Consider the following 12,911-nt stretch of genomic DNA (forward strand, 5'->3'; position numbering starts at 1 on the left):
ACCGATGTATTGTTGAACGCGAAATGTACAGCAAAGATCAACACGCCCTAGTAATTTATGCTGCTTTTCTCAAAATAGGGTCTAGCAAGCGACTCGGTAGAATTCTTTTCAATACCGCGAACACTTTAGTTGGGGTCGTCACTCGGTATCTGAGTTTGGGCTTATCGGCTGTGAGTGCGTGATAAACCGGTTCAATACAACTTTCAGGCGGGAGAACAAAAGCGTTGTTCGATGACTCTTTTTCGAGTCGGTCTTTTTGTTGTTGATAAGCGTCTTGATGAGCGCTGCCAGCAATGGTGATCCATTTATTGAAAGCTTTCAGGGCATTATTTCTAAATTGGGTTTCTATTGGACCTGGCTGCAATAACGAGATATGAATACCACTACCATGTAGTTCTAAACGTAACGTATCTGTCCAGCCTTCTAGAGCGAACTTTGAAGCGTTGTAAGCGCCACGATATTTCATGGCCGCAAAGCCTAATACGGAACTGTTTTGTACGATTCGACCTTCGCCGCGTTCGCGCATGTGCGGAAGTATCTGACAAACAAGATGATGCCAGCCAAAGAAGTTGGTTTCGAATTGCTCTCTGAGACCTTGGGTTGGTAAGTCTTCTAGCGCGCCAGCTTGACCATAAGCGCCGTTATTGAATAAACCATATAATCCGTTAGGCGCTAGCTCAATAGCAAGTTGTGCAGCTTGTTCAATGCTTTCTTGGTTAGAAAGGTCGAGCTGTATACAGGTCAGTCCCTCATCTTGCAGACGCTGTACATCTTGCGGATGACGACACGATGCAATGACGTGGAAACCACGCTTTTGTAGTGCATGCGCACATGTATAGCCAATACCCGTTGAGCAACCGGTGATCAGAATCGACTTGTTCACGCTTAATCCTTCATTAGAGTCTTTATCGCTCTAGGGTAAAGAATTAGTCTTGATGTTGTAACAAGTTTTTTAAGGCTGGTTCTATTCTTGAGTAACTAAAGATAAATCCCATTTCAGTGAGTTTCTTTGGTTTGGAACGAATGCTGTCAAAGAGCAGGCAAGAAGATTCACCCATCAGAAGCGACATTGCCCATTTCGGAGTGAATAGGAAATGAGGTCGGCGTAGTTGCTTGGCGAGTGTGCTGCTGAACAGTTTGTTGGTGACAGGGTGCGGGGCACACATATTAAATTCCCCTTGAGCGTGAGGAATTGACAATAAGTGGTTGATGGCTCTCACCATATCAAGCATGTGAATCCAAGGCATGTACTGTTCGCCTGAACCAAGTGGTCCGCCTACTCCGAGTTTGAAGGGCATTAGCATCTTCTTCAACGCGCCGCCATTTTCACCTAACACAATCCCCGTTCTTAGTAGTATCACACGCGTCTCATCGGACTGGGCTCTCTTGGCTATATCTTCCCAGTGGGCGCAGACTTTGTGAGGAAAACTTTCGTCTTCTACTTGTAGTGATTCATCAAATGGGTGTTGCTGTTGATCGCCATAGTAACCGACGGCTGAGCCGCTAATGAAAGCCTTCGGTGGGTTGCTACTGGCATGAATTAACTCGACCAGTTTTTCAGTAATGTGCCAACGACTGTTACAGATCCTCTCTTTTTGCTCCGTACTCCAACGCTTGTCAGCGATCGGTTCGCCAGCAAGATTGACCACGACATCGAAGTCATTGAGATCGCTGAGTTCATCAAGAGATTGAATGTAATGAAGGTTATTCTGGTTCAGGTGATTTAGGTTTTGTTTCGCTTTTTCGGGGCTCCGTGTCAACAATGTCACATCGTCAGTATTCCAACTTTTGACCAATTCAGAACCAATAAATCCCGTACCACCCGTTAACAATATCTTCATACCAATCTCCCTATTAAACATAATTATAGACATGGCTTGTTTTTGAACGCCAATCAATACGAAAAAATCACTATAACGATCAGTTGGTTTCAATTGTGTGATACCCAAATTACGCCGTATCAATTTACGAAAGAATGAAATTAAATTCATCAGGTTAGGATGTATACCGCTATCACACTTATGCACTTTACTCCGATATGTTACCAACTGCGTAATATTTGTCACATAAGGAATGATAAGGATTTGCCATGATTATTAGTAATTAATAACCAGACACAATTTCAATGACTAGGAGTTGCGATGACGGCAGTGCTTGCTTTGTTTCGAGCCATGTTAGGTAGTCTAAGGGATCTCTTGCCGATCGTGGCGGTGATTGCTTTCTTCCAGCTTGCTGTTTTACAAGAGCCACTCCCTCATCTTTTGTCTATTTTAACTGGCTTAGTGCTGGTGGTTTTTGGACTGACTTTTTTTATCTTTGGCCTTGAAATGGGTCTGTTCCCAATCGGCGAGTCGATGGCTCAAGCTTTTGCTCGTAAGGGGAGCGTGTTTTGGTTATTGACCTTCGCTTTCTGTTTAGGGTTTGGTACCACCATTGCTGAACCCGCATTAACCGCAGTGGCCGCCGAAGCAGCAGAAGTGGCCGCTGAAGGTGGTGTTATTCCCAACTCTCTAGACGAAATGGAACAGTACGCCGATGGTTTGCGCTTCACGGTGGCACTGTCGGTCGGTATCGCAATTTTACTTGGTGTGCTGCGGATCTTAAAAGGTTGGCCAATCCAGTACATGATCATCGGTGGTTATATTGGTGTGGTGGTGCTCACCGCTTTCGCCCCTGAAAATATCATTGGGATTGCGTATGACTCCGGCGGAGTGACTACATCGACCATTACCGTTCCGTTAGTGACCGCATTGGGCGTGGGTTTAGCCTCTGCGATTAAAGGGCGAAATCCGATGATTGATGGCTTTGGATTGATCGCCTTTGCTTCACTGCTGCCGATGATGTTTGTCATGGTCTACGGGATGGTGGTGACATGATCAGTGCTCAGCAATTTATCGACACCTTTCTTGGCACTGTCATGGATGTGATTCCGATTGCGGTGATCATCTTCGGTTTCCAATTAGCGGTGCTGCGTAAGCCAGTTAATAACTTAGCCAAAGTGCTGATAGGTTTCTTTTACGTCATTCTTGGGTTGTCGCTCTTTTTGATGGGGTTAGAGCTCGCGCTGTTTCCTTTAGGGGAGACGATGGCAATGCAACTCACCGAACCAAGTTTTTTGACTGAGTTCAAGGTCAGTTCAGGCCTTGCGTTAGTTTGGTTTGACTATTACTGGGTTTACCTTTTCGCGTTTTGTATTGGTTTCAGTACCACGATAGCCGAGCCTTCTTTGATCGCCGTTGCTATTAAGGCAAACCAAGTTTCCGGTGGCAGTATCAGTGTTAACGGGCTGAGGATCTCCGTGGCGTTAGGCGTAGCGATTGGCATATCGCTAGGTAGTTATCGCATCGTGGCTGGCGACCCTATCCATTACTACATCATTGTTGGTTATGTCATTGTGGTGATTCAGACCTTTTATGCTCCCAAATTGATTATTCCATTGGCTTACGATTCTGGTGGGGTTACGACATCAACGGTGACGGTTCCTTTAGTGACGGCACTTGGGTTGGGACTCGCGTCAACGGTGCCAGGAAGAAATCCGCTAATTGATGGCTTTGGGTTGATTGCTTTCGCGAGCTTATTTCCAATTATATCCGTGATGGGGTATGCACAAATAACGCAATGGCTAAACCGATCACAATCCTCTAAGGAGAGCAAAGATGCGCTTTAAACTTATCTTAGCGTTTGTAGAAGAGAGCAAGACCGATATCGTGCTCGACGCCGCGCGTGATGCGGGTGCAACAGGGGCAACCGTGATTAACAATGCCAGAGGGCAGGGGCTAAACCAAAAGCGTACCTTCTTTGGGTTAACGTTAGAGGTGCAAAAAGATGTGCTGCTGTTTGTCGTCGAGGAGCACCTAGCTAGGCATATTCTAGAAACTATCGGTGAAGTCGGAGAGTTTGACCAAGAGTCAGGGCAAGGGATAGCAGTGCAGATCGATGTCGAAGATGCAGTCGGGGTCGCGCACCAAGTTGAAACATTAACTAAGGTTGTGGAGGACGAGTTATGAGTGGCAGTGAAAAAATCCGAGTAAGCGATGTAATGGCTAATACGTATGTGATTATCGATGGGCTAACCACTGTGTTGGAAGCGATAGAGATGGCTAAGAAGCATAAAGTGAAAGCCATCATTGTCGATAAGCGCCACGAAGATGACGAATACGGCATCGTATTGATGAATGATATTGCTAAGAAAGTACTGGCTAAGAACCGTTCTCCGAAGCGAACCAATGTTTATGAGATCATGACCAAGCCAGCGCTAAGCGTGTCTGCCGATATGAATGTGAAGTACTGTGCACGCTTGTTTGAGCGTTTTGGTATTAGTCGTGCCCCTGTGGTCAGTGACCATAAAATAGTCGGTATGGTTAGTTACAATAATATCGTGATCAACGGTATGGCGAGAGATGACGTGTAGCTGTTAGATACGTACAATAGGCTCATAAATTTTATGGAGAAGTACGTGTGAAATTATTTTTTGCTTCAGACCTACACGGTTCGCTGCCAGCAACAGAAAAGGTATTAGAACTCTACCAAGCGTCTGGTGCGCAATATTTAGTGCTATTGGGTGACATTCTGAATCATGGTCCAAGAAACCCTATCCCTGAAGGATACAATCCGCCGGCGGTTGCAGAGAAGTTGAATGCGTTTTCTCAAGAGATCATTGCTGTTCGTGGTAACTGCGATAGCGAAGTGGATCAGATGTTGTTGTCTTTTCCAATGATGATGGATTACTCGTGGGTACTATTAGAATCAGGCCAACGTATTTTTCTAACTCATGGTCATTTGTACAACACCAATAAACGCCCTGCGCTGAAGGCGGGCGATATTATTGCCCATGGTCATACTCATATTCCTGTTGCTGAATACCAAGATGACATCTTTATCTTTAATCCTAGCTCGGTGACATTCCCACGAGATGGTCACGCGGCTAGCTACGGTGTATATGAAAATAAAACGTTCAAAGTTATTAGCCTTGAGGGTGACGTAATTGTGAGTGGCGAGCTTTAAATAAACTCAATCGGCGGCGTTAGAAAAGGCTTACTTTGAGTCTACGTGGCCGAGGTCCCTGTCTGGAGCAATGATGTTTCGCACTCTTTGCTTCAGAACTTTAGCCTCAGGAAAACCGTCGTCCGCTTTTCTTTCCCAAATCTGTATTCCATTACAAAAAACCTCAAATCGACCTCCGGTATCAGGGTGTAAACTCACTTGCTCTATCTCTTCACTGAAAGTATGCAGTAACTCTTGGCATAACCAACTAGAACGAAGCATCCAATTGCATTGACGACAATAGTGTATTGCGATGGTTGCCTTGGTGATTGATGCACTTACCGAGCTTGGTTCTGTATTCATAGATACCCCTAAAAATCCTAAAACAGTAGTTTGATGTCAACAGTTAATAAAAAAGGGGCATCATGCCCCTTTCTATTGGTATATCGTTTAATGATATACAGTAAATCACTGTTGAGTTTTAGCTTAATCTGATTTTAGTTTGAGAATAACACCGTAGAACCATGATTTAGGCTAGTGAGCAGCAGTGCTTTCTGATTAATAATATCAATGCGTCGGCTTTGTTCTGCATCCATTTTAATCACTTGAGTGATCAGCTCGAGTTGCTCTTCCGAAAAATCTTGGCGCTCAGCAGAAGTCACATCTTTAAACTCCGTTGGCGAAATCAGTAAATAGTTATCGTTAATATCCCACTGACCTGTTTCGGAGATATTGATGACGTTTGCGGGTGCAGTCTGAGTGCCATACAGTTTAACTACAGCCATTCTCAGATACGTACCGTTTGGCAAATACTTCGCATTCGATGATAGCTCAACCTTACGCAGTGGCCCGATTGAATCCTCTTGCTTGATATCGCTAATCAGAGTCACCATTTTCGATTGCCATTCGTGTTGCGTAAGCAAGCGTTCTATCTTTGCATCGCTACCCCAGTATAACCAGCCGCTCAAGAAAGCAGAGATAACCAGTAAAATAATGGATAATTTTAATTTCATGTTACTGACCACCGTTACAAATGTCGTGTACATCCGACTGGTTTGCGTAAATTCTTAGAGTTACATTCTCGCTCGAGTAATCTTGAGGGTGAATATAGTTTAGAGCTAGATTGTTACCTTGTCCGCCTGTTGCAATCACCTCAGTTGGCTTTAGCATGCCAGTGTGGCTGGTGTTGTAACGCAATACACATTTCTCTATCGCTGGCAGCCAACTAGTCAGAGTTGGATGGTTGATTGGGGTTTGAACTTTGACACCATTAACCTCTGCTAATGTTCGAAACTCTGACTCTGCTGGGTTCTTTAACGTTAAAACGAGTATTGGCATAATGAAAGCGACAAGTAACATTCCAAACGTTAACCATTTATTCGAACTTTCATCTTTAGGTTTAACCTGATTGGTTACTGGCTCGACTTCGACATGATTTTCTTGAGCCTTTTCAGTTGGCTCTGGATCAATAGTTTCAGTGATGACCTCATCAGCTAATGTGGTATTAGCAAATGTTAAAATAGGCTCTACGTCACTTTCTGCAATTTCAGCTGTTGTTGGCTGATCGTTTGATGACAGTGGTGCTGAGCGCTCAACAGTCGCGATAAATTGATAACCACGTTTAGGAACGGTTTTTACAAATGCTGGAGATTTGGTTGAGTCTTTTAGCATTTTTCTGAGTGTCGATACCGCTTGCGTTAAGCTGGAGTCGTCCACCTCAAAGCCTTGGTCTCGCCAAACATATTCGTGTAATTCGTTACGAGTGATAACTTCATTGGGTCTTTCTGACAGCATCAGGAGAATGCGGCTTTCATTGCTGCCAAGACGTACGACTTCACCGTCGCTCATCTGATCAACAAGTGAGTTGCTATTTGGGTCAAATACGAACCGCTGTGCGAGAATAAACTTTGTGCCGATATTGCTCATTGAACTCTTCTATTTTGGATGATTTGGGGTGCGAAATAGACAAATCTCAGGTGAAGTTCTGTTAATTCTTCACCAAATCATGGCTTCTTTTATGTTCTTTTATATTTATAACACTCAAGGATAATAAAAACAGATCAAAAAAACAGTGTTTTTATGCTTTTTGACCTTGAATTTACATTTGTCATCCTCATGTTAATGAACATAAGAGAGGCATAATGTGCAACGCCCCTATGATTATTCAACATAAAGTATAGATGTTTTGGAGTAAAAATGAGCGAAACGGCAACGCAAAATAAAGAGACTCGTGGCTTTCAATCTGAAGTAAAACAACTACTTCACCTAATGATTCACTCACTGTATTCAAATAAAGAAATCTTCCTACGTGAGCTGATCTCTAACGCATCTGACGCGGCTGATAAGCTTCGTTTTCAAGCGCTATCAAATGGCGACCTTTACCAAGGCGATGCTGATTTAGGTGTGAAACTTTCGTTCAACGCTGAAGCAAATACTTTAACGATCTCTGATAACGGCATAGGTATGAGCCGCGACAACGTTATTGAGCATTTAGGTACTATTGCTAAGTCAGGCACAGCTGACTTTTTCTCAAAGCTGTCTGAAGACCAAAGCAAAGACTCTCAGCTTATTGGCCAATTTGGTGTTGGTTTCTATTCTGCATTTATCGTTGCAGACGCAGTGACTGTTCGCACTCGAGCTGCTGGACTTGCTAATGACCAAGCCGTGCAATGGCACTCTGCGGGTGAAGGTGATTACACCATTGAAGACATCACGAAAGAATCTCGTGGTACAGACATCATTCTTCATATGCGTGAAGACGGCAAAGAGTTCTTAAATGAATGGCGTCTACGTGAAGTGATTGGTAAGTATTCTGATCACATCGGTATTCCTGTCTCTATCTTCACAGCGGTGAAAGATGACGAAGGTAAAGACACCGAAGAGAAGCATTGGGAGCAAATTAACAAGGCTCAAGCGCTTTGGACTCGTAACAAGTCTGATATCGAGAAAGAAGAGTACCAAGAGTTTTACAAGCACGTATCTCACGACTTTGCTGATCCACTAACCTGGAGCCACAACAAAGTTGAAGGTAAGAACGACTACACAAGCCTACTTTACATCCCAGCTAAAGCACCTTGGGATATGATGAATCGTGACCATAAGAGCGGCCTTAAGCTTTATGTACAGCGCGTATTCATCATGGATGATGCAGAGCAGTTCATGCCATCTTACATGCGTTTCGTTCGCGGCTTGATTGATTCAAACGATTTACCACTGAACGTGTCTCGTGAAATCCTGCAAGATAATAAGGTAACTCAGTCTCTTCGTGGCGCATGTACTAAGCGTGTACTGACTATGCTTGAGCGCATGGCAAAGAATGACAACGACAAGTACTTAGAATTTTGGAAAGAGTTCGGCCTAGTACTGAAAGAAGGCCCTGCTGAAGACATGGCGAACAAAGAAAAAATCGCAGGTCTACTTCGTTTCTCATCAACAGAAGTGGATTCTTCTGAACAAACTATCGGCCTAGCATCTTACGTTGAACGCATGAAAGAAGGCCAAGACAAGATCTATTACCTAACAGCAGATAGTTACGCTGCCGCTAAGAACAGCCCACACTTAGAGCAGTTCAAAGCAAAAGGTATCGAAGTGGTTCTCATGTACGATCGTATCGATGAGTACGTAATGAATTACCTGACTGACTTCGACGGTAAACAGTTCCAATCGATCACTAAAGCAGGCTTAGACCTAAGCAAGTTTGAAGGTGAAGAAGAGAAAGAGAAGCAAAAAGAGACAGAAGAAGAGTTCAAATCTGTTGTTGAGCGCACTCAATCTTACCTAGGTGGTCGTGTTAAAGAAGTTCGTACTACTTTCAAGCTCGCAACAACACCTGCCGTTGTGGTGACTGATGACTTCGAAATGGGCACGCAAATGGCTAAGCTTCTTGAAGCTGCGGGTCAAGCGGCACCTGAAGTTAAGTACATCTTTGAGATTAACCCTGAGCACGCACTTGTGAAACAGATGGCTGATGAAGCGGACGAACAAGCGTTTGGTCGTTGGGTTGAGCTACTACTTGGTCAAGCTATGCTGGCTGAAAAGGGCTCAATGGAAGATCCGTCACAATTCTTAGGTGCAATCAACGAACTACTGACAAAACGTTAGTCTTTCGACTTTGGGCTAAGCTCATAATTATAATTAAAAGCTCGCTAATGCGGGCTTTTTTATGAACGTCGCTTAACTTCATCGAAATGTCGCTAAAGTTGCTAACAAGACGAACGCAAACGCTGTCGATACATTCTTTAGTCTTAATTTAAGCAAAATTGAATATTAATGTGATAGAATGCTCGACCTAATCAGCTGGTACTATGAACCTATCATCTCCAGTTGTATGATTTTTAAACGTTATACCGAAACTTACCGTTTTGCTTCTGTTTACAGTTGTGCTTAGCCTCAGTTGTTACCTAACCTCTCTTTTTCGACTTAAATTGAACCAGAAAGGCGGGATAGTGAGCTTCGGTATAAATCATAATTTTTATAAGAGGATTAAACATGCGCATCATTCTTCTAGGTGCTCCTGGCGCGGGTAAAGGTACTCAAGCTAACTTCATCATGAACAAATTTGGTATCCCTCAAATTTCAACTGGTGACATGCTACGTGCTGCTATCAAAGCGGGTACTGAGCTTGGTAAGCAAGCAAAATCAGTAATCGACGCTGGTCAGCTAGTTTCTGATGAAATTATCCTTGGTCTAATCAAAGAGCGTATCGCTCAAGATGACTGTGAGAAAGGTTTCCTACTAGACGGTTTCCCACGCACAATCCCTCAAGCTGATGGCCTAAAAGAAATGGGTATCGCAGTAGACTACGTTGTTGAATTCGACGTAGCTGACGATGTGATTGTTGAGCGTATGGCTGGTCGTCGTGCTCACCTTCCTTCTGGTCGTACATACCACAGTGTGTACAACCCACCTAAAGAAGAAGGTAAAGATGACATCACTGGCGAAGAGCTTGTTGTACGTGATGACGACAAAGAAGAAACAGTTCGTGCACGTCTAGGCGTATACCACGATCAAACGGCTCCGCTTATTTCTTACTACGGTAAGGAAGCAGAAGCAGGTAACACTAAGTACCTTAAATTTGATGGTACTAAGCAAGTTGCTGAAGTTAGTGCAGAACTTGAGAAAGCACTAGCATAATTGGCTAACAGCCAGTTTTAGAATTTGATATATTGGAAGCGACCGTTAAGGTCGCTTTTTTTGTTTCAATTTTTAGTAATATACCAATCTAGATAAACTCGATTGTGCACTGTTTCCGCGGTACGGCTTAGATTCGCGAGGCTAACGCTCAAGGTGATGTTGTGATAACCCAGGTTAAGAACGATTATTCTTAAATTTAGTGGCGCAACAATGATCTTAAACTTATGCCGATTAGTATATTACGTTCCAGAAAATCACACATTGGTCTCAGGTATCTATGGAAAATAATAAAAAGCAGGGCGTTTTACTGGTGAACTTAGGAACACCAGATTCGGCGACCCCGGCTGGCGTTCGTCGATTTTTGAGTGAATTCTTACACGATAAGCGAGTCGTAAATCTAACGCGTTGGCTTTGGTGTCCTATTTTACATGGGGTGATCTTACCGGTTAGAGCGCCGAAAGTGGCTAAGCTGTATCAGTCTGTTTGGATGGATGAAGGCTCACCACTGCTTGTATATTCTCAAAGACAAGCCGAAAAGCTCCAGAAAAAATTACAGATACCCGTAGCGCTGGGTATGACCTATGGTAACCCAAGCCTTAAAACGGGCGTTGAGCAATTAATGGAGCTGGGCGTTGAAGACATCATCGTATTGCCTTTATATCCTCAATACTCAGGCACAACCACAGCGGCCGTATCTGATGGCTTAACCAAGGCCTTTAAGCAGATGCCAGTGATTCCGAGCTATCGCTTTATTCGCGACTACTACGCGCACCCAAGCTACGCAAAAGCATTGGCTGAAAGCGTGCGTAGCCATTGGGATAAAAATGGTAGAGCCGATCATTTAGTTTGTTCTTTCCACGGTATTCCGAAGCGATTGGCTGATGAAGGCGACATCTACCCACAGCATTGTGAAGCGACAACAAAGCTCCTTGCTGCTGAGTTAGGCTTATCAGCGGACGATATCACCATGACATACCAATCTCGATTTGGTCGAGAAGAGTGGTTGAAGCCATACACTGACGAGACACTTGAATCATTGCCAAGCAAAGGCATCAAAAAAATCGATATTATGGCGCCTGCATTTTCTGTGGATTGTTTAGAAACGTTAGAAGAGATTTCGGATCAGTGTAAAGAGACCTTCATTGACGCTGGTGGCTCAGACTTTAGCTACATTACGTGTCTGAATGATAGAGACTCGCACATCGATATGATGGCGGAGTTAGTGGCGCTGTATCGTTAAATACGATTTCGCCTAAACTGTCATGCATATCTAAAAATAAAAAAAGGGCTGCTCATTGAGCAGCCCTTTTTGATCTGGATGTCCCGTCTTGAAATAGGTCTAGATATTAAGCAACCGAAGTCTCTGCTTTTGGCTCTGCTTCAAGCATCATGTTGGTTTCTACGCCATGCATCCATGATACAAGCTTGCCAGCACAAAGAAGCAGTAAGACGCCACTTATGGTCGCTGTAATTGCGATACCACCGAAGATAGACATTGCGCCAAGCTCCCCAACGTGAGAACCCACAAGGCCAGCTACGTAGTTTGCGACAGCGTTGAAGCCAAACCATGCACCCATCATTAGCGATGCGAGACGAAGCGGAGCTAACTTAGTGACCAACGACAGGCCAATAGGAGATAGACAAAGTTCGCCAAGGGTATGGAAGAAGAAAGCACCGACTAGCCACAGCATTGATGTTTTCACTGTTAGGTCGCCACCTTGCTCCATTACAGCGCCCATCATGCACACAAAACCAAGAGCTAGGAAGAACAAAGCCATTGCAAATTTCACTGGAGAATTTGGTTCACGCTTACCAAGCTTAACCCAAAATGCAGCAATGATTGGTGCAAGTGTAATGATGAAGAATGGGTTCAGAGATTGGAACCACGCCGCTGGGACTTCAAAGCCACCAATCATGCGGTCAGTATATTGTTGAGTATAGATATTCATCAGACCGCCAGCTTGTTCAAAGCCCGCCCAGAAAACTATGACGAATAGACCCATAACCAGAATAACTTTTAATCGATCGAACTCTTCTTTGGTTAGTGGCGTTTTTTCTTTTGATTTGTTCAGTGCTTTTGCTCGCGCAGCTGCGGGCACTGAACCAATGTTACCTAACCAAGATTGAGCCATTGTCATTTGCATGATTAAGCTAATAACCATACCAATACCAGCGGCTAAGAAACCTGCTTTCCAGCCGAAAGAGTCGACAGCAGCGCCTGAAATCAAGCCACCTAATAATGCACCTAAGTTGATGCCCATGTAGAAAATGGTGAATGCACCGTCACGGCGGTTATCGCCTTCTTGGTATAGGTCGCCAACCATGGTCGAGATGTTTGGCTTAAACATACCGTTACCACTGATAAGTAGTGCTAAACCTAGATAAAGAGCATTTACTTGGTCTAAGCCAATAGCGCCGTTAGGAAGAGCGAGTGTAAACTGGCCGAGTGCCATTAATACACCACCCACTAGGATCGATTTACGTTGTCCTAAGTAGTTATCGGCAATCCAGCCACCGATCAATGGCGTGATGTAGACTAAGCCAGTGTAAATACCGTAGAGATCAAGTGCGTCTTTCGTTGACCAACCAAGTCCACCGTTGAGGGTCGTGTCAGTCAAAAATAAAACAAGGATGGCACGCATCGCGTAGTAGGAGAAACGTTCCCATAGCTCTGTGCTAAATAATAAAAATAGGCCTCTAGGGTGGCCAAAGATGTTGTGATTGCTTGGCATAAGTTTTACGGCTCTTCTCCGCTTAGATGAGTCTATAAATTAACAATAAAACCGGTAACACAT

At 44.0% G+C, this 12,911-nt stretch carries 14 protein-coding genes; 8 read left to right on the plus strand and 6 right to left on the minus strand.

Going from position 1 to position 12,911, the window contains the following annotated elements:
* Positions 1-55: 55 nt before the first annotated feature.
* On the minus strand, positions 56-883 hold the full coding sequence (locus tag AB6C75_RS21380) for an SDR family oxidoreductase (protein ID WP_372109152.1): 828 nt from the start codon (positions 881-883) through the stop codon (positions 56-58).
* Positions 884-926: 43 nt separating this feature from the next.
* Positions 927-1,841: a TIGR01777 family oxidoreductase gene (locus AB6C75_RS21385; protein WP_372109154.1), complete on the minus strand. Its 915-nt coding sequence runs from the start codon at positions 1,839-1,841 to the stop codon at positions 927-929.
* A gap of 300 nt (positions 1,842-2,141) precedes the next feature.
* Here AB6C75_RS21385 and AB6C75_RS21390 point away from each other — a divergent pair, with 300 nt between their 5' ends.
* The 5 genes from AB6C75_RS21390 to yfcE are packed head-to-tail and all read left to right on the plus strand — an operon-like array spanning position 2,142 to position 5,004.
* Positions 2,142-2,876, plus strand: coding sequence for a DUF1538 domain-containing protein (locus AB6C75_RS21390; RefSeq protein ID WP_009847350.1), 735 nt, complete (start codon positions 2,142-2,144; stop codon positions 2,874-2,876).
* Positions 2,873-3,667 carry a DUF1538 domain-containing protein gene (locus AB6C75_RS21395; RefSeq protein ID WP_372109156.1) on the plus strand — a complete coding sequence of 265 codons (795 nt, stop codon included), beginning with the start codon at positions 2,873-2,875 and terminating at the stop codon, positions 3,665-3,667. The genes AB6C75_RS21390 and AB6C75_RS21395 overlap by 4 nt, the downstream gene beginning before the upstream one ends.
* Positions 3,657-4,007: a P-II family nitrogen regulator gene (locus AB6C75_RS21400; RefSeq protein ID WP_009847348.1), complete on the plus strand. Its 351-nt coding sequence runs from the start codon at positions 3,657-3,659 to the stop codon at positions 4,005-4,007. Before AB6C75_RS21395 ends, AB6C75_RS21400 begins: the two co-directional genes overlap by 11 nt.
* The gene (locus tag AB6C75_RS21405; RefSeq protein ID WP_009847347.1) at positions 4,004-4,411 is read left to right on the plus strand and encodes a CBS domain-containing protein; all 408 of its coding nucleotides are present in this window, start codon (positions 4,004-4,006) and stop codon (positions 4,409-4,411) included. Before AB6C75_RS21400 ends, AB6C75_RS21405 begins: the two co-directional genes overlap by 4 nt.
* A gap of 47 nt (positions 4,412-4,458) precedes the next feature.
* The gene (gene yfcE, locus AB6C75_RS21410; RefSeq protein ID WP_017103243.1) at positions 4,459-5,004 is read left to right on the plus strand and encodes a phosphodiesterase; all 546 of its coding nucleotides are present in this window, start codon (positions 4,459-4,461) and stop codon (positions 5,002-5,004) included.
* A gap of 30 nt (positions 5,005-5,034) precedes the next feature.
* Here yfcE and AB6C75_RS21415 read toward each other — a convergent pair whose 3' ends face one another.
* From AB6C75_RS21415 to AB6C75_RS21425, 3 genes are all read right to left on the minus strand, one after another.
* Entirely contained in the window at positions 5,035-5,346 is a 312-nt protein-coding gene (locus AB6C75_RS21415; protein WP_017096855.1) for a SelT/SelW/SelH family protein, read from the minus strand.
* A gap of 134 nt (positions 5,347-5,480) precedes the next feature.
* Positions 5,481-5,996: a regulatory protein ToxS gene (locus AB6C75_RS21420; protein ID WP_009847344.1), complete on the minus strand. Its 516-nt coding sequence runs from the start codon at positions 5,994-5,996 to the stop codon at positions 5,481-5,483.
* A gap of 1 nt (position 5,997) precedes the next feature.
* On the minus strand, positions 5,998-6,909 hold the full coding sequence (locus AB6C75_RS21425; protein WP_372109159.1) for a transcriptional regulator: 912 nt from the start codon (positions 6,907-6,909) through the stop codon (positions 5,998-6,000).
* A gap of 270 nt (positions 6,910-7,179) precedes the next feature.
* Here AB6C75_RS21425 and htpG point away from each other — a divergent pair, with 270 nt between their 5' ends.
* The 3 genes from htpG (at position 7,180) to hemH (ending at position 11,356) form a co-directional block, all read left to right on the plus strand.
* Positions 7,180-9,084: a molecular chaperone HtpG gene (gene htpG / locus AB6C75_RS21430; RefSeq protein ID WP_012604546.1), complete on the plus strand. Its 1,905-nt coding sequence runs from the start codon at positions 7,180-7,182 to the stop codon at positions 9,082-9,084.
* Between the two features lie 387 nt (positions 9,085-9,471).
* Complete coding sequence (gene adk / locus AB6C75_RS21435) at positions 9,472-10,116, plus strand: adenylate kinase (protein WP_004734238.1); 645 nt, start codon at positions 9,472-9,474, stop codon at positions 10,114-10,116.
* Positions 10,117-10,393: 277 nt separating this feature from the next.
* A complete protein-coding gene (hemH, locus tag AB6C75_RS21440) occupies positions 10,394-11,356 on the plus strand; it encodes a ferrochelatase (protein WP_372109162.1) in 963 nt (320 codons plus the stop codon).
* 106 nt (positions 11,357-11,462) lie between these two features.
* Here hemH and AB6C75_RS21445 read toward each other — a convergent pair whose 3' ends face one another.
* A complete protein-coding gene (locus AB6C75_RS21445; protein ID WP_372109163.1) occupies positions 11,463-12,848 on the minus strand; it encodes a peptide MFS transporter in 1,386 nt (461 codons plus the stop codon).
* Between the last annotated feature and the right edge of the window lie 63 nt (positions 12,849-12,911).

The sequence above is a fragment of the Vibrio sp. 10N.237.312.B06 genome, from assembly GCF_041464685.1.
Taxonomy (GTDB): domain Bacteria; phylum Pseudomonadota; class Gammaproteobacteria; order Enterobacterales; family Vibrionaceae; genus Vibrio; species Vibrio tasmaniensis_A.